This is a genomic window from Phyllobacterium lublinensis (genome assembly GCF_020164435.1).
In the GTDB taxonomy this organism is placed as follows: Bacteria; Pseudomonadota; Alphaproteobacteria; order Rhizobiales; family Rhizobiaceae; genus Phyllobacterium; species Phyllobacterium lublinensis.
In genome coordinates this window covers 246,043-263,430 of record NZ_JAIUDQ010000003.1, presented here as the reverse complement: position 1 = coordinate 263,430, position 17,388 = coordinate 246,043, and the positions used below count along the sequence as shown (strand labels likewise).

General features: G+C 58.0%; 15 protein-coding genes and 1 tRNA gene. 2 read left to right on the top strand and 14 right to left on the bottom strand.

From position 1 onward, the window contains the following. Positions 1–14 precede the first annotated feature (14 nt). From cysN to K9U38_RS05915, 4 genes are all read right to left on the bottom strand, one after another. Positions 15–1,964 carry a sulfate adenylyltransferase subunit CysN gene (cysN, locus tag K9U38_RS05930; protein ID WP_224493413.1) on the bottom strand — a complete coding sequence of 650 codons (1,950 nt, stop codon included), beginning with the start codon at positions 1,962–1,964 and terminating at the stop codon, positions 15–17. Continuing rightward, positions 1,964–2,869 (bottom strand): sulfate adenylyltransferase subunit CysD, encoded by a 906-nt coding sequence (gene cysD / locus K9U38_RS05925; RefSeq protein WP_224493412.1) that lies wholly within the window; start codon positions 2,867–2,869, stop codon positions 1,964–1,966. Before cysD ends, cysN begins: the two co-directional genes overlap by 1 nt. A 326-nt stretch (positions 2,870–3,195) precedes the next feature. After that, complete coding sequence (gene rbsK, locus K9U38_RS05920) at positions 3,196–4,137, bottom strand: ribokinase (protein ID WP_224493411.1); 942 nt, start codon at positions 4,135–4,137, stop codon at positions 3,196–3,198. A 208-nt stretch (positions 4,138–4,345) separates the two neighbouring features. After that, a tRNA-Gln gene (locus tag K9U38_RS05915) sits at positions 4,346–4,420 on the bottom strand. Between the two features lie 529 nt (positions 4,421–4,949). Here K9U38_RS05915 and K9U38_RS05910 point away from each other — a divergent pair. Then, complete coding sequence (locus tag K9U38_RS05910) at positions 4,950–5,945, top strand: MraY family glycosyltransferase (protein ID WP_224493410.1); 996 nt, start codon at positions 4,950–4,952, stop codon at positions 5,943–5,945. On the opposite strand, the gene K9U38_RS05905 is transcribed toward K9U38_RS05910, so the two are convergent. Continuing rightward, positions 5,942–6,865, bottom strand: coding sequence for a glycosyltransferase (locus K9U38_RS05905; RefSeq protein WP_224493409.1), 924 nt, complete (start codon positions 6,863–6,865; stop codon positions 5,942–5,944). The two genes, K9U38_RS05910 and K9U38_RS05905, sit on opposite strands and share 4 nt — an antisense overlap. A gap of 85 nt (positions 6,866–6,950) precedes the next feature. Beyond that, positions 6,951–8,819, bottom strand: coding sequence for a polysaccharide biosynthesis protein (locus K9U38_RS05900; protein WP_224493408.1), 1,869 nt, complete (start codon positions 8,817–8,819; stop codon positions 6,951–6,953). A 445-nt stretch (positions 8,820–9,264) separates the two neighbouring features. Here K9U38_RS05900 and K9U38_RS05895 point away from each other — a divergent pair, with 445 nt between their 5' ends. Then, a complete protein-coding gene (locus K9U38_RS05895) occupies positions 9,265–10,452 on the top strand; it encodes a DUF2793 domain-containing protein (protein WP_224493407.1) in 1,188 nt (395 codons plus the stop codon). 48 nt (positions 10,453–10,500) lie between these two features. Here K9U38_RS05895 and uraH read toward each other — a convergent pair whose 3' ends face one another. The 8 genes from uraH to K9U38_RS05855 form a co-directional block, all read right to left on the bottom strand. Next, positions 10,501–10,854 (bottom strand): hydroxyisourate hydrolase, encoded by a 354-nt coding sequence (uraH, locus tag K9U38_RS05890; protein WP_224493406.1) that lies wholly within the window; start codon positions 10,852–10,854, stop codon positions 10,501–10,503. Positions 10,855–10,864: 10 nt separating this feature from the next. Next, positions 10,865–11,377 (bottom strand): 2-oxo-4-hydroxy-4-carboxy-5-ureidoimidazoline decarboxylase, encoded by a 513-nt coding sequence (gene uraD, locus K9U38_RS05885; RefSeq protein WP_224493405.1) that lies wholly within the window; start codon positions 11,375–11,377, stop codon positions 10,865–10,867. A gap of 46 nt (positions 11,378–11,423) precedes the next feature. Then, positions 11,424–13,742: a xanthine dehydrogenase molybdopterin binding subunit gene (gene xdhB, locus K9U38_RS05880; RefSeq protein WP_224493404.1), complete on the bottom strand. Its 2,319-nt coding sequence runs from the start codon at positions 13,740–13,742 to the stop codon at positions 11,424–11,426. Positions 13,743–13,851: 109 nt separating this feature from the next. Beyond that, a complete protein-coding gene (gene xdhA / locus K9U38_RS05875) occupies positions 13,852–15,288 on the bottom strand; it encodes a xanthine dehydrogenase small subunit (RefSeq protein WP_224493403.1) in 1,437 nt (478 codons plus the stop codon). 234 nt (positions 15,289–15,522) lie between these two features. Then, entirely contained in the window at positions 15,523–16,044 is a 522-nt protein-coding gene (locus tag K9U38_RS05870; protein ID WP_224493402.1) for an ureidoglycolate lyase, read from the bottom strand. Further along, on the bottom strand, positions 16,041–16,952 hold the full coding sequence (gene puuE, locus K9U38_RS05865; RefSeq protein WP_224493401.1) for an allantoinase PuuE: 912 nt from the start codon (positions 16,950–16,952) through the stop codon (positions 16,041–16,043). The genes K9U38_RS05870 and puuE overlap by 4 nt, the downstream gene beginning before the upstream one ends. A 10-nt stretch (positions 16,953–16,962) precedes the next feature. Continuing rightward, a complete protein-coding gene (locus K9U38_RS05860) occupies positions 16,963–17,100 on the bottom strand; it encodes a hypothetical protein (RefSeq protein WP_224493400.1) in 138 nt (45 codons plus the stop codon). Further along, positions 17,097–17,327 (bottom strand): amino acid transporter, encoded by a 231-nt coding sequence (locus tag K9U38_RS05855; protein WP_224493399.1) that lies wholly within the window; start codon positions 17,325–17,327, stop codon positions 17,097–17,099. Before K9U38_RS05855 ends, K9U38_RS05860 begins: the two co-directional genes overlap by 4 nt. Between the last annotated feature and the right edge of the window lie 61 nt (positions 17,328–17,388).

Below are 17,388 nucleotides of genomic sequence, written 5' to 3'. Positions count from 1 at the left end.
AATATCGGCATGGATTAGATCGACCACGAACTCTGATCGTAATTGAAGATGATGCCGTTCTCTATGAGCAACTTTTCGACCTCTGACGCAAGCTCTTCTGCGGTACGCCCAACCGTCCTCAGATGAAGTTCGGGATTTTCCGGCGGCTCGTAAGGCGAATCGACGCCGGTGAAATTCTTGATGTCTCCACGCAAGGCCTTGGCATAGAGCCCCTTCGGATCGCGCCGCGCGCATTCTTCGAATGGCGTGTCGACAAAGACTTCCAGGAATTCGCCATCAGCCAGCAATTCCCGCACCATCCGCCTCTCGGTTATGAACGGCGAAATGAATGAGACCAGCACGATCAGGCCGGCATCAACCATCAGCTTCGCCACCTCGCCGACCCGCCGGATATTTTCGACGCGGTCTTCCTCGGTGAAACCGAGATCCCGGTTGAGGCCATGGCGGACATTGTCGCCATCGAGGATATAGGTGTGCTTGCCGATCGATGACAGCCGCTTTTCCACGAGATTGGCCACTGTCGACTTGCCCGATCCGGACAGGCCCGTAAACCAGAGTACCGCCGGCTTCTGGTCCTTCTGTGCTGCGCGCGAAGCCTTGTCGACGTCAAGCGCCTGCCAATGCACGTTCGATGCGCGACGCAAGGCAAAGTCGATCATGCCGGCACCGACGGTAGCGTTGGTCAGCCGGTCGATCAGGATGAACGAGCCCGTCGAGCGATTCGACTTGTAGGAATCGAATGCGATGGGTTCCTGGGTTGAAATATTGCAGACACCGACCTCGTTCAGGTCAAGTGATTTGGCCGCAACTTCAGCGAAGCTGTTGATATCGATTCGATATTTGAGGTCGGTTACCGTTGCCGTCACCTGATCGGTTTCCGTGCGCAGGATATAGGACCTGCCGGGAATCAATGCGTGTTCGGCGAACCACACCAGATGGGCGGCAAACTGATCCGCCACTTCGGGTCGCGCATCGGGCGAAACCAGCATATTGCCGCGGGAGACCTCGACCTCGTCCTCCAGAACGATCGTTACGGCCTGCCCCTCGCCCGCACGCTCAAGATCGCCGTCCCAGTCGACGATGCGCTTGACGCGTGAGGATTTGCCGGACTTGGCGACCACCACCTCGTCACCGGGCGCCACGGTACCCGAGGCGATGGTACCGGCGAAACCGCGGAAATCGAGATTTGGCCGATTGACGAACTGGACCGGGAAACGGAATGGGCGCTCGGAGTTGGCACCATCCAGCGGCACTTCTTCCAGGTGTTGTAGCAATGCCGGCCCCTTGTACCAGGCAAGGTTGGCCGATGGCCCGATGACATTGTCGCCGAACCGTGCCGAAAGCGGTATCGCCTGTATTGTATTGAATCCAAGTCTGCTCGCAAACTCTTGATAATCTGCAACAATCCTGTCGAAGACCTCCTTTGAGTAATCGACCAGATCGATCTTGTTGACCGCAAGCACGATATTGCGGATACCGAGCAGCGAGGCGATGAAACTATGGCGCCGCGTCTGGCGCAGGATACCCTGTCTCGCATCGACAAGGACGATCGCAAGGTCGGCGGTCGACGCGCCGGTCGCCATGTTGCGGGTATACTGTTCATGACCGGGCGTGTCGGCAACGATAAACTTGCGCTTCGGTGTCGAGAAGAACCGATAGGCAACATCGATGGTGATGCCCTGCTCGCGTTCCGCCTCAAGTCCATCGACGAGCAATGCAAAATCGATGTCTTCGCCATTGGTACCATGCTTGCGGCTGTCGTTGGTGAGCGCCGCCAGCTGGTCCTCGAAGATCAGCTTGGTGTCATAGAGCAGCCGCCCGATCAGTGTCGATTTGCCGTCATCGACGGAACCGCACGTCAGAAACCGCAACAGCGACTTCTTCTCCTGTTCGGCCATATAGGCGCTGATCTCTTCGGCGGCGGTGGTTTGTATTGAATTGACCTCGGCTTGGGCTTTCGACATCAGAAATAGCCCTCCCGCTTCTTTTTTTCCATCGAGCCTGCCTCGTCCTTGTCAATCATGCGCCCCTGCCGCTCGGAGGTACGCGACACCAGCATCTCACTGACGATTTCCGGCAAAGTCGCCGCATCGGATTCGACGGCGCCGGTCAGCGGATAGCAGCCAAGCGTGCGGAAACGCACCATCCTGTCCTGCAGCACCTCACCGGGCATCAGCTTCATTCGCTCGTCATCACGCATCACCAGCATGCCGTCGCGCTCGACCACGGGACGCTTTGCCGCAAAATACAGGGGAACGATCGGAATATCCTCCTGCATGATGTACTGCCAGACGTCGAGTTCGGTCCAGTTGGAGATTGGAAAGACACGGATCGATTCGCCCTTGGCGACGCGGGTGTTGTAGATTTTCCACATTTCCGGCCGCTGGTTCTTTGGATCCCAGGAGTGCTGTGCGTTGCGGAAGGAGAAGATCCGCTCCTTGGCCCGCGACTTCTCCTCATCGCGCCGCGCGCCGCCGAAGGCTGCGTCGAAGCCATATTTGTCGAGGGCCTGACGGAGAGCAACCGTCTTCATGATGTGCGTATGGGTGTTGGAACCATGATCGAATGGGTTGATGCCCTGGTCGATGCCTTCCTGATTGCTGTGGACGAGAAGACCGAAGCCAAGCCGCTCAGCTTCTGAATCACGAAATGCAATCATCTCCTTGAATTTAAAGGTGCTGTCGACGTGAAGGAACGGAAATGGCGGCTTGGCCGGATAGAAGGCCTTCATCGCCAGATGCAGCATGACGGAAGAATCCTTGCCGATTGAATAGAGCATCACCGGGTTTGAAAACGTGGCTGCGACTTCACGGAAGATATGAATCGCCTCGGCTTCTAGACGCTGGAGGTGCGTCAGGTTCTTGGTCATAAAATCAATATCCACTCTCGCCCGAGCCATGCTCGTGCAACAACATCGTTCCGAATTGCCGGCATCATAGGCATTGCCGCCATTCGGCGCAAACATAGTGGAACAACTAGAACTAGGAAAAGTATGGATTCACAGGGCGCACGAAATCCGCGCCAATTTATTGCCGCGAAAGACAGAATATCAGAACGCCATTCCGCCGACCGGCATAAACCAGACGGCCAGCCTTTCTGTAAAGGCCAGTTCGAGGAAAAACCAATCCTCGTCTTATCACTACTTAATCAGTAGAGATTACCACGATCGCCCGGTTTGTCAACGCATTCGGTTGCCTATCTGATCGGAACCTGTCCGAGAGCGCCAATAAACTTTTCAAACTCCTCCCTGGTCGCATAGGCACTTTGCGTGCCTTGGCGCGTGATGGAATCAGCTGCGTAGAGCGACGCCTTCCTCAGCGAGGGCTCCAATTCGCCGCTCTCGACATAGAAGCGGGCGAAGCTGCCGATAAACGCGTCACCGGCGCCGGTCGTGTCCTTCGGCTTGACCTTGAGCGGCTCGATTAGAATGGACGAGGTTGCCGTGACGAGGCGCGCGCCACGCGATCCCATGGTGACGATAACCGTGCGGATTCCCTTGTCGATCAGGAAGCGGGCCGCGGCCTCGATCTCTTCGTCAGTGCCCGTGGGCATTCCGGTCAGAAGCGCGAGTTCGGTTTCGTTGGGCACGAGAAATGTCGCCTTCGTGACCTGCTTTGCATCGAGATTCGGCGCGGCCGGTGCGGGGTTGAGAATCGTTTCGATTCCATGGCGATCTGCAAAGGCTATCGTGTAGTAAACCGTCTCCAGAGGGACCTCGAGCTGCATCAGGATAAGGTCGCAGCGCTTCAGATCCTCCGCCGCCGCATCGATATCGGCGGGCTTCAGCTCATTGTTCGCGCCTTTGATGATGAGGATCGAGTTTTCGCCATGCTCGTCGACAAAGATCGGCGCAACGCCGCTCGACTGACCGGCCACGGTACCGACATGGGTGATGTCTATACCATTGCCCTTGAGATTATTCACCGTGCTCTGGCCAAAGACATCGTCGCCAACCTTGGTGACCATCATCACGTCCGCACCGAGGCGCGCGGCGGCCACGGCCTGGTTGGCGCCCTTGCCGCCAAATCCCATGAAAAACGACGAGGCCTCCAGGGTTTCGCCCGGTGCCGGCATACGGATGATCGATGTGACGAGATCGGTCATGTTGCTGCCGACGACGGCGATGCGGTGTGCCATGCTGGTTTTCCTCCACTTTGCAGTTCCAGGAGAGGCGCGAGGCGCAGGAACTGCCAAAACGTTGAACGATTGAGCACTCTGGTGAAGCGACGCAACGGAAGTGCCCTGCCCTCGGGCAATGATCTATATCAATGATTTGCGGGAAGGAAATGCCTGCGGGCCATATCATTGTGGAATGACTGACTTCTGCCGGACGCTTATTGGACAATGGCTGGGGCGGGAGGGTTCGAACCTCCGAATGGCGGTACCAAAAACCGCTGCCTTACCACTTGGCTACGCCCCAAAATATCAGCGTGGTTTTAATCAAACCGCGTGACAGCGCGGCCTTATAACCTTTGGCTCCCGCTTGTGCAATCACGAATGACCGTCAGTTTGTCGCTCTTCACAATTGTTTCGGCATTATTACTTCAAATGCCGGGAAAGAGCATTGGACTTAAGTCGGGATTCTATTCAGGGATCCATATCGATAGGCTGGTACTGAAACTGAGTTTTGGCGGCGAAGCAGCAGCACCGTGCCAGCCGGTGCGATCAGGGGGATGGGCTGGCTGAGGCATACGGCCAATATGCTGTCAAACTTGGAGTGAAGCGATGTGGTTTCTGCCACTATGCATCACCCTAGAAGTGAAAAGGAACCGGACCAGCTGGCAACTGAGCATCCGGTTCTCATTTTCATTACTCTAGGTTTGGGAGGCGGGCTTCGGCCTGCCTCCTGACCAAGCCGACAATAACACTTTTCAGAATTTTTCCAACAGTGCTAAGTGCCATCTCTGAGCAAGGGTTCAGGCCCTAGAAACAAGTGCATGGATCCCGCGTTGGCTAGCATCATTTCTTCTTTCCTCGTCACCGCCTCCGCAAGCGCCATTTTGCTTGCGGTCATCATGCGGGTCTTGCCCGCCGGTTTTCTTGCCGCAGCTGTTACCGAACGTTCCAATCATACGCAGGCGGCCCGGCAGCTTGGCGGCCTCGCCCTCGTTCCGGCCATCCTCTGCTCGCTCTGGATCTTCGGGCCGGACAATGGGTTAGACCGGACATTCCTGGTGTGTGCGAGCCTCGCCTCAATTCTGCTTTGGGTCATCGGCTTTCTTGATGATCGCCATCACTTGCCTGAAAGCGTTCGTCTTATATCGCAGCTGGCCGCCTCGGCGATCGCCATTTATGGGCTCGGCTCGAACTTCCGCCTTTTGCCGGAGCTACTGCCGTTTCTTGCGGAGCGCGGCCTGCTTGTTGTCGCACTTGTATACTTCATCAACCTGACCAACTTCATGGATGGTCTCGATTTGATGGTCGTGTCGGGGCTTGGTGTCCCGCTGGCGATCCTTGCCGGATTCTCGGCATTTGGCCTGGCTGCGATCGGAACCGGCAACCTCGCTGCTTCGATCGCAGGCGGCCTTGCCGGTTTCGCCCTGTTCAACCGGCCGAAAGCAAGAGTGTTCCTTGGCGATTCCGGCAGCCTTCCGCTTGGCCTCATCGGCGGCCTCACCTGTTTCCTTGTTGCACGCGACACGTCGATCTGGGTCGGCCTGATCCTGCCGCTATTCTTCATAGCCGATGCAACATCGACTTTGCTGATGCGGCTCGCTGTCGGTGAAAATATCTTTGCCGCCCATTCCAAGCACGCCTATCAGGTAGCCAAGCGATCAGGATGGTCTGTCTGGCATGTGGTTTTGACCGTAGCCCTGCTCAACATCATCCTCGGCGGGTGTGCCTTTGCCGCCGCCCAGAGTGGGGTCACGCTCGTCACAGGCATTCTCCTTGCGCTGTTTGCGGTCACGCTTGTCCTCTATCGCTTCCGCACCGGAAAGGGCTAGAGCCTGCGCAGCAGGGCGGCAACATAAAGCCCTGCCTGTTCCCCTATCGTTTGCCGGTAGACACCGGATTTACGCAGATAGTAGAGCCGCTTGATGAAGTTGTCGGAGCGGACCTTCCAGTAGAGATCGCAGGTGGCGCGGGCCTCGTCGGTCAACAAGGACTGGTTGCGAATCAGCGCTTGCACGTTGACGTCGGACTGCTCGACGAACTTCCCCGCGATCAGCCGCCGGGCATGCCCAAGAAATGCGCGCCATTGGTTGGCCGCCTGTAATTGCCGTTCACAAGCGAGTATCTGCGGATCGACATGCACGACGCCCCCGGCGCCGGAAACGATCAGGTAAAGCCACCAGCCATGATTGGAAAACCCTGACCGAAGGCAGGATTCGGCAAGGAGATCGCGCGCCATCCTGTTGAAAAGCACCCTGTTGCCTTGAGCGATATTCTGCACGATCGCATTGCGAAAATCCGGCTCGCGAGCAACGGCCCGCGTGGAACCCGACACACGTCCATCCTGCCCGATGACAACGCTCTGCGAGCAGAAAACCGACGGAACTGCAAAGGCGTGATGCTCGATCCAGCGAACGGCGTTGGCGACCTTCTCAGGCTCCCACAGGTCATGCGGATCGGCAAAGGCGAAATAGTCTGCATCAATGCCAGTGTTGAGAATCAGTGCGCGGAAGCTCTCCGCGGTGCGCTCGCCCCGTCCCTGAAGGATACGCGCGCGCCCTTTGCTCCAGCGCCTTGCCCAGTCATTGGCTATCGCGATTGTCGCATCGGTCGAGCCATTGTCCAAAAGCCACAGATCAATGTCCGGATAGGTCTGTGCTGCGATCGAAGCGAGGTGATCGTTCAGCAGCGACTCGCCGTTTTGCGTTACCAGCAGGACGGCAACCCTTCCGGATGATGGTGTGCGTTTCAACAGTGCTCATTCCTGTCTTTTTATGCGCTGCCATCGCTCATGCACACCAAACTTGCCGACAATGAGATGGTGCGAAAAATCGCCGTCAGGCGCTGGCGCCTTCGAACAGCATTTTGCGGACCGCATCCACATCCTGCCTTTCGATCAACCGGCGCAGTTCATTGATGGCATCCGGCAAATGATCCACGGAATTCGTGCTGCGCTTGGCCCTGAGAATCTTCGAGTGGCTTGTCGGTGAAACGCCCGTCGGATCGTAGAACAGCTCCTCGTGCAGTTTTTCGCCATCACGAATGCCAACGGTGATGATTTCGATATCGCCGTCGGGATTGGAACTGTCCTTGACGGACAGTCCTGCGAGCAGGACCATGTTTTCGGCGAGATCGCGGATGCGTACCGCTTCGCCCATCTCAAGCAGCAGAATGTCGCCACCTTCGGACAGTGCCCCTGCCTGGATAATCAGTTCTGCCGCCTCGCGCACCGACATGAAGTAGCGTGTCATCTCATCATGCGTGACGGTCAATGGACCACCATTGGCAATCTGCTCGCGGAACAGCGGCACGACCGAACCGCTGGAGCCGATCACGTTACCGAAGCGAACCGAAGCAAAGGTCTGGCCGCTATTGCTCTTGGCTGCTTCATTGCCGTTGTAGCGGACAATGAGCTCCGCCCAGCGTTTTGTCGCCCCCATCACGTTCGAGGGCCGTACCGCCTTGTCGGACGAGATCAGGACGAAATTTCTGACCCCGGCCTCGCGTGACAGCCCCGCCAGGACATCCGTGCCGACAACATTGTTGCGTGCTCCCTCGACCACATTCTCCTCGACCAGCGGAACGTGCTTGTAGGCTGCACAATGATAGACGTTCTCGACCTTGTGGTCGGCAAGCACTGTCCTGATCAGCGGCGCATCGCTGATCGAGCCGAGCACGGGAACGACCAGGCAATCGCTGATCGCCAGCAATTCACGCTGCAACTGATAGATGCTGTGTTCGTTGACGTCGAAGATGACAAGCTTGGTAGGCGCAAGCTTTACGATTGTGCGGCAAAGCTCCGAGCCGATCGATCCGCCTGCACCAGTCACGAGGACGACCCGGTTTTCAACCGTCTTGTCGAGCAGGATCGGATCAGCAGGCACCGGAGAACGCCCAAGCAGATCGTCAATGTCGATATCGCGCAGCTGGCTGACAAGGTACTTGCCGGCCGTCAGATCCGAAATAGACGGCAGGATACGCACCTTCACCTCGAGGGACTTCAGCCTGCCGATCAGTCTGCGGCGCTGGATTCCACTCAAGGCAGACGTCGTCACGATCATTTCGCTGATGCCGAAATTGTCGATCAGCGTCTCCATCTGCGCCTGCGGATAGACGCGGATGCCAAGGATATCCATGCCTTGCAGCCCCTTGTCATCGTCGATGAAACCGGCGACGAAGACCTCATTCTGGGCCCGCAAGGCGTTGGCCAATTGGCGTCCGGCATCGCCGGCGCCATAGATGAGACATTGCCTGCCCTGAACGCTTTCGTGGATCGGACTCCATAGCAACCATTTGGCGGCAAACCTGCTGCCGCAGATCAGTCCGACGCTCAGCACCCAGTAAAGGAACGGAATGGCGCGCGGCACGCCTTCGGCGCCGGTCATGAGCGTGAGAAATGCCAGTGAGACCCAGAGAATGACCGAAATCGTTACAGCCTGGATCATAGTCCAGATCGCCCTGTCCGGCAGATACCGGATGACGGCGCGATAGAGACCGAAGCGAATGAATACCGGCAGGCCGATCAATGGCGCCGAAACCATCAGCAGCGCTTGCTCACTGTTGGGAGTGAAGAATGCACCAAACCTCAGCACATAGCTGAGCCAGACCGCGAATGTCAGCGTCACCACGTCGAAAAAGACGAGGAGCATCTGCTTGTAACGACGCGGCATCATCGAGATGCTTTGCCGAAAGTTTTCCAATTTCATTGATCCTCGGCGTGGGGCACATAAAACGGGCGATCAGTAGCATAGGGCGCCGTAAATGCAATGCTCGTCCATCGATCAACCGAAGCGTGCTTCGAAATCAACAGAAAACTGTTTATATTATTGATCGGAGAGAGGGGAAGCTCGCGCTCGCCCTCCTTTCCTTAGCCTATGAATTGGACCCGGAGGACAACTTGCCAGCTGTTCCGGGTCCTTTTCAACGTAAGGGTGATGCTCAGTGGCATGTACCACATATAGCCTTCACCTCCGAGTTCACAGCGGCGCCGTCGACTCGGTCGAGGTGGCCCATCCTCTCCGAACGCACCGGCTGGCACGGTGCTGCTGCTTCCGCCTCCACGGTTATCCTTCAGCCGCGATTGGCGATTTATCCAACACATTCCGGCTGGCGGTAAGATTTGTCCTTGGCAGAAAGTTGAAAGGACGGCCCGTGGACCAGACTCCAAACCTTAAACTACCCTATATCGCGCCCTCGCAGGCGCAGAAACACGTCACACACAATGAAGCAATTCGTGCGCTGGATGCGCTCGTTCAGCTTTCTGTTATTGGAACGGTCCAGACCGATCCGCCTGCCGAGCCGCAGGAAGGTGACCGCTATATCGTAGGTTCCGCCGCAACGGGCCCCTGGTCGGGCAAGGCCAACCTGCTGGCCGCATTTCAGGACGGAGCCTGGGCATTCTTTGTCCCGCAGGAAGGCTGGCAAGCCTGGATCATGGAAGAACGCAAGCTCGTGGTTTTTGATCAAGGCGGCTGGAACGAACTGAAAGCCGGAACAAATCCGGTAGCCAGCGTCGGCATCAACTCGATTGCGGACGAAACCAACCTCCTGTCGCTGAAAAGCCCCGCCTCGCTCTTCGACCACCGGGATGGCAGCCACCAATTGAAGATCAACAAGGCCGACGACAGCAAGGCCGCTTCCCTGCTGTTCCAGTCCAATTACCGAGGCCGCGCCGAAATGGGCACAATGTGGGGCCGCGACTTTCGCATCAAGACCAGCGTCGATGGAGACCATTGGCAGGATGTCATGATTGCCGACAGCGCCACGGGTGTCGCCCGCTTTCCCGCCGGGATTGTCAATGCCGCGACCGGCCGGAGGCAATCTTCCCTTATATTCCTGCCGCCAGCAGTCATAGAAACGTCGGTTTTCCAGATGGATCGAACCGGGGGCACAACCGCCAAGCTTGCCTCCGTCAGCGCCGATATCCTGACCTTCAGCACCAATGCGGCCCCACTGTTCTTCGGCGCAGCCATGCGCGGGCTATCGATGGTGCGGTTGTGGAATGTCACCCGATCACCCGCACAATCGGCCTGGGCAAAGTTGGACACGGCGCTGAATGCACTGCAGGTCTCCAACGCCGATCACGTCAAGCAATGGTCTGCGGGCGATACGATCCAGATTGGCGACCCCGTCAGGGGAGACATCGCCATCGATATTTCGCCCTTGATGCAGAATAATTTCGGAAGCGCTTTCCAGCAGGACGGCGTCCTCTTCAGGGTCAAAGCCGCTGGAGACATTACTCTGGCATGCAACGACCCTTCGCCAGTGTCTTCCTCCAACCTCGTCTATTTCAGCGTGGATGAACAGCACAGCTTCAGCGTGGTTGGAATCTATGGGTGAATGACGATATGTAGACGTCGTCGACGCCACCCACCCTGGTTAGACCTTTCAGCTCCCCCTGTAGGTCGAGTATGACCAGGGCGTCACCAGCAGGGGCACATGGTAGTTGGCTGCGGCATCGGATATGGCAAAGCGGATCGGAATTTCGTCCAGGAAGGCCGGAGAGTCCTGAACAACCAGTTTGTGCTTGAAGTACTCCTCGACGAAGAACGTCAGTTGATATCGGCCCACCTTGATTTCGTCCGGCGATAGCAATGGCCGATCGGTCCGCCCGTCCCCGTTGGTGACGACAGTCTTGATCAGTTCGCGGCCATCCTTGTCGATCCTGTGCAGGGTCAGCGCCATGCCAGTGGCAGGGCTACCGGTGGTGGTATCAAGTACATGCGTGGATAACTTTCCCATCAGGGGTCCCTCACGAAATTAAATCATGCAGACGAAACCGGGCGATTTCGGCGATCTGGCGCAGCGCCTCGGTCACCTCCTCACCCGCATTGTGATTGAGGCGCCGCCGGAACGCTGCCATGATCGAAGCCTTGTCATGGCCCCGCACAGCAAGGATGAAGGGGAAGCCGAAGCGGCTCTGATAGGCATTGTTCAGGCGGTGGAATTCCTCGAACTCCTCGTCAGTCAGGCGATCAAGCCCAGCCCCCTTCTGTTCGCTGGTGGATTCTGCAGTCAGGCTACCCTGCCGCGCTGCCTTTCCAGCTAGGTCGGGGTGAGAACGAATGAGCCCGAGTTGTGCCACCTGCCCCGCTTTCTCCACGGCCGCCACCATGGCCTGGTGCAGTTCTCCGACGCTCGAAAACGGGCGTGTCCCGGCAACGGCCTCAGCCACCCAAGGCGAATGCTCGAACACACCGCCGAGTGCCGCGACGAAATCATCCGTACCCAGCGAATTAAGTTGATCGAGAGTCATCCGCTTCATTAAATTTCCTATTCAACTGGATCGCAATGCTGCTGTGCGATCAATATCATCCGCCAGCCTGTTTCTTTGACTTTTGGACGGCCCTCAAGACCGCCTCCGGCGTTGCAGGAGCGTCCAGCTGTGGCACGCCGCCGCCGATCGAAGCGATGGCGTCGCGGATGGCGAGCCAGACCGAGATGCCCAGCATCAGCGGCGGCTCACCAATCGCCTTTGACCGGAACACGGTTTCTTCGCGGTTCGGCATGTTGTCGAGGATGCGGACATTGAATTGTGGCGGCACGTCGCGTGACCCCGGAATCTTGTAGGTGGAGGGGCCGACGGTCCGCAGACGGCCTGCCTTGTCCCACCACAGTTCCTCGCAGGTGACCCAGCCCATGCCTTGCACGAATGCGCCTTCGATCTGGCCAAGATCGATGGCAGGGTTCAGTGGCGATCCGACATCCTGCAGAATGTCGGCACGCAGGCAGCGCGTCTCGCCGGTGAGCGTATCGACTGCAACTTCCGCAACCGCCGCGCCATAGCTGAAGTAGAAGAACGGCCTGCCCTTCATCGTCTTGCCGTCCCAATGGATTTTCGGTGTCGCATAGTGCCCGGCTTCGGAAAGCTGGATGCGCTTGGCCCAGGCCATCTTTGCCAGTTCGCCGAACGATATCGATTCGTTTCCCGCGTGAACCCGGCTTTCGCGATAGACGATCACATCTTCATCGACATCGAAATGCTCCGCCGCCACCCGCGTCATGCGTGCCTTGATCGCAGTTGCCGCCTTGAAGGCCGCCATGCCGTTGAGATCGGAACCCGTGGAGGCTGCCGTCGCGCTCGTATTCGGTACCTTGCCGGTTGCGGTCGACGAGATGCGCACCATGTCGAGATCAACCTGAAACACCTCGGCAACGACTTGCGCGACCTTGACGAAAAGGCCCTGCCCCATCTCCGTGCCGCCGTGGTTGAGGAAGATCGACCCGTCCAGATAAACATGAACCAGAGCGCCGGCCTGATTGAGCGATGTGAGGTTGAAGGAAATGCCGAACTTGACCGGCATCATCGCAAGCCCGCGCCGGATCACCGGATCGCCCGCATTGTAGGCGTCGATTTCGGCGCGGCGCATCTCCCAGTCCGCCGACGTCATCACCGCCTCGGTTACCTCAACCAGACGATTATCCTCGACCTTTTGGCCATAGGGCGTCATGTCACCGGTATCGTCGGCATAATAATTGACGGCGCGCACATTGCCGGGATCGAGCTTCAGCTTGCGGGCGATGGTATCGACGATGCATTCGATGGTCAGGATGCCCTGCGGTCCGCCAAAGCCGCGAAAGGCGGTATTGGAGACCGTGTTGGTCTTGCAGGCATGACCGACGAAACGCGCGTGCGGAATGAAATAGGAATTGTCCGTGTGGGTCAGCGTCCGGGTAATCACAGGCCCGGTCAGATCCGGCAGGTTGCCCGCCCGCGCCAGGTATTCGACATCAAGGCCCAATATACGGCCGCTGTTGTCCACGCCAACCTTCCAGTTGGCCACGTAATCGTGACGTTTGCCGGTACCAGCCATGTCATCCCGGCGCTTGAGCCGCATCTTGCAGGGCTTGCCGGTCTTGGCAGCCACCAGCGCCGCGGCGCCCGCGATGATCGTCGGCTGGCTTTCCTTGCCACCAAACCCGCCGCCCATGCGGCGCACCTGACATTCGACCGCATTGGCGTGCACGCCGAGAATGCCTGCTACATGGTGCTGGACCTCAGTCGGATGCTGGGTCGAGGAATGGACCAGCATTTCCCCATTCTCGCCGGGAATGGCGTAGGCAATATGAGTTTCCAGATAGAAATGATCCTGTCCGCCCATGTGCAGCTTACCGGAAAAAACATGTGGCGCGCTGGCGAGTGCCGTATCGACATCGCCCTCAATGACGTGTTGCGGTGGCAAGACATAGCTCTTGCGCCGGTGGGCTTCCTCGACGTCAAGGACCGCATCCAGCTGTTCAATGTCGACCTTCACCCGCTTTGCGGCGCGATAGGCGGTCTCGAAATCCCGTGCGGCGACAACGGCTATAACTCGCCCCTCATGATCGACAATGTCTTCGGCAAACAGGGTTTCACCATCAAGGATCGGCCCGACCTCATTGTGACCGGGCACATCCCTGGCCGACCAGACACCCGCAACGCCGTCCATCTCCAGCGCTTCCGCCGCATCGAAGCCTTTCAGCCTGCCATGGGCGACGGGCGAAAGCACAAAGGCCGCATGCAGCGTCCCCGGCAGTTCGGGCATGTCATCGATATAATGCGCTTCGCCGGAGACATGACGAGCAGCCGAGTCATGAGCAATGCCCTTGCCGACGATACTGCGATGGACAATCTTGGCGTCGATGTTCATGGGACCACCAAATTTGATGATTCATGGTGCAAAAGAAGAGGCGAATGGTGCCGCTTCTTACCCTCCCCCTTGTGGGGAGGGAGGCTGCGCAGCAGCTTCATGTTTCTCTTCATAGCGCCATGACCTCAACGACCTCTCCGGCAACATCGCGCCAGAAGCGCTCTGCCAGATTTGCGGCCACCTCAAGCCGATAGCCGGCGCTGCCACGCCAGTCGGTAAGCGGTTTGAATTGTGCGGCGATGGCGGCAGAGCATGCCTTGACCGCCTTCCGGTCGAAGCTTGTACCGACGAGTGCCTGCTCCGCCTGACCTGCCCGCTGCGGCGTGGCCGCCATTCCGCCAAAGGCGATGCGAGCACTGCGCACCTGATCGTCTTCTCGGACGATCGAAAACGCCGCGCAGACCGTCGAAATATCCTGATCGTAGCGTTTTGATATCTTGTAGACGCGGAACTCCTGCCCCGCCTTCGGCTTCGGTATGGAAACTGACGCTATCACCTCGTCGGAGCGCAATTCGGTCTTGCGGTAATCGAGGAAGAAATCCTCCAGCGGCAGGAAACGATGGCCGCCCAGCGACGCGAGTTCCACTTCGGCGCCAAGCGCAATCAAGGCAGGCGGCCCATCGCCGATAGGGCTTGCAGTCCCGATATTGCCGCCGATCGTGCCCATTGAACGGATCTGGGTCGAGCCGAACCGGCGGATCAGCGTGGCAAAGGACGGGTAGAAGCCGCTGATCCGGGCAAGGACCTCCTCCCAGGTCACTGCAGCGCCGAAACTCAGATGGTGTTCCGTTTCCCGGATCGCCCGCAACTCCCGCACATGGGCAAGCGAGATGACCTCGTTCCAGTCCGAATGATAATCGGCGAGCGCAACGCCTAAATCGGTGCCGCCGCCGAGCAGGATCGCATCCGGCCTTTCCTTGCGCAGTTGCAACAGATGGTTAAGCGTATCCGGTTGGTGGAATGTCGAGCCCGCGCTTGAAATCGTTGCATGCGGCTCGATACGCTCGAAGGCCGATACGGCCGGGCCGGCGATGGTCGCGCCGCCGGCGGCAATCACCTTGCGCGCCGCCTCGACGATCGGCCGGTAGCCCGTACAGCGGCAGAGATTGCCGGCCAGGGCATCGTGGATGTCATCGTCATTGGCGTCGACATTGACCGCGGCCAGCCCGGCCAGGGAAATTGCGATGCCTGGCGTGCAGAAGCCGCACTGCGATGAGCCGTTCTCCGCCATCGCCTGCTGCACGGGGTGCAGATCGTCGCTCTTCAACCCTTCGACCGTCACCAGGGCGCGGCCATCGATCTGGCCCATGGCAAGAATGCAGCTGTTGGCGGCGTGGTAGTGCACGCCTCCGCCCTCATCCTGAGCTTGTCCAAGGGCGGGATCACCGATCAGCACCGAACACGCGCCGCAATCGCCTTCGGCGCAGCCTTCCTTCGTGCCGGTCAGTCGCGGCGCGCTGCGCAGCCAGTCGAGAACTGTCATGTCCGGCCGTACTGAAACGTCCTGCACCCGGCCATTGAGAAAAAAGCGAATTGATTGCGACATGTAGCCAGCTTCAACCGGCTATGCGCACCCGTCAAGGGGGGACGCAACAGCATTGTGCGTGGTTCCACAAGCTCACCATGACGGATGTTGACGCTTTGGAGAGAGCTAAATTCTGCAATGCTGGTGATTCATCCACAATGCCGGGGAATCAAATCCAGCCCATCTCTATCCCTCATGGTGGGCCTCATCCTGAGCTTGTCGAAGGGCGAACCACGCACGATGGACATGCGATCTTCAAGAGGAGGAAGCCGGCTCCTCTGCTGGCATCACCCTGTAGGCCAAATCCTCGAAGAAAAATTCTTCCAGATTGACGCCATCGCCGCCGCGGTCCACCACGAGAAAGTCCGACCTGTCCTTGAGCGATATCAGCGGATGGTGCCAGACGTTGCGGTGGTAGTTTACACCCTGATTGCCCTGGCACAGAAACGCGACCGGCAACCCCGGGCGGCCTCCCGCATCTTCCGCGACGACAACCAGATATGGGCGGTTCTGCAGGGGAACAAAGGCCTGGCTGCCCAGCGGATGTCGTTCGAGCATCACGATATCGATCGGCGGAACAAACATCCGACCCCGGAAAATATTCATCAGCACCCGGGCACCGTCGCCCGTCACATCGACATTGGCAAGATCGTGGTATCGTTCTGTGGTGTTATTGTTGATCAGGCGCATTTCTGCGCCTTCCGTCTCGATGACATCGCCGAACGGTGCGAAGGCCGTCTTCGTCAGCGGGCGCACATCAAGTTCAACGGGTTTCATTCGGCAGGCCGATGAAATGCGTGCCAATGGTTGGCAATATCGATGCGGCGGGTGATCCAGGCTTCTTCGTGATGCTGGACATAATCGAGGAACCGTTCCAGCGCAGCAGCCCGTCCCGGACGCCCGACCAGGCGGCAATGCAGCCCGATCGACATCATCTTCGGCGCACCTTCCTTACCCTCGCGGTAGAGCACGTCGAACGTATCCTTCAGGTATGTGAAGAACTGGTCGCCAGAGTTGAATCCCTGTGGCGTGGCAAAGCGCATGTCATTGGCGTCAAGCGTGTATGGCACGATGAGATGCGGTCCTTTCGGCCCCGCAACCCAGTATGGCAGTTCATCGGCATAGCTGTCGGCGGAATAGACAAAGCCGCCCTCTTCCATGACGATTTTCAGCGTGTTGTCCGACGGCTTACCCTGGTAGATGCCGAGCGGCCGCGAGCCTGTGATCTGCGTGTGCAGCCGCACTGCCTCGTGAATATGCTGGCGCTCTAGTTCTTCCGGAAAATCCTTGTACTCCAGCCAGCGCAGGCCGTGGCTGGCGATTTCCCAATCGGCTTCCTTCATGGCCGCCACCGCATCAGGGTTGCGCGCCATGGCCAGTGTCACACCATAGACGGTCACGGGCAGATTGCGGCGGGTGAACATGCGCCATAGCCGCCAGAAACCCGAACGCGATCCATATTCGTAGATCGATTCCATGTTGAGATTGCGCTGGCCCGGCCAGGGTTGCGCGCCAACGATCTCCGACAGCAGGCTTTCAGATGCCGGATCATTGTCGAGGATCGAGCTTTCGCCGCCCTCCTCGTAATTGACCACGAATTGTACGGCGATCTTCGCGCCGCCCGGCCATTGCGGGTCGGGCGTATTGCGGCCATAGCCAATGAGATTGCGGGGAGAGTCGGGCAAGGAATGCAAATCAGTTCGAGGGTTTTGGCTTGTTTCTGGACCGGTCAAAACGTTCGGATTCTCTCTCGGATGAACGCATCGCTATATATCCGACGATCATGCAACCGACCGGGAAAATCAGGAACGTCAGAAACTGTTCGATAGTCATGATTTCAAGCCCTTCAGAACCCGCCTTGCCCAATAATGTAATGCAAGGGAGAATGCAAAGCAAACAGATGCGCCGCCCGGCAACAGAATGGATACGGCTTGTCCATTATAAAAAGTCGAAAACAAAGGTCCGAAACCACCGACTACAAGCAGCGCAATTGCAATGCCATTCAGATATGTCGCTACCAGTTTCTTTTGTTCATTACGAATAGTGGTACGGATGTCCAATATCGTATCGCTAAAGCAATGGAATCTAAAAATATTAGCTCAAATAGCAATATATAAAAGT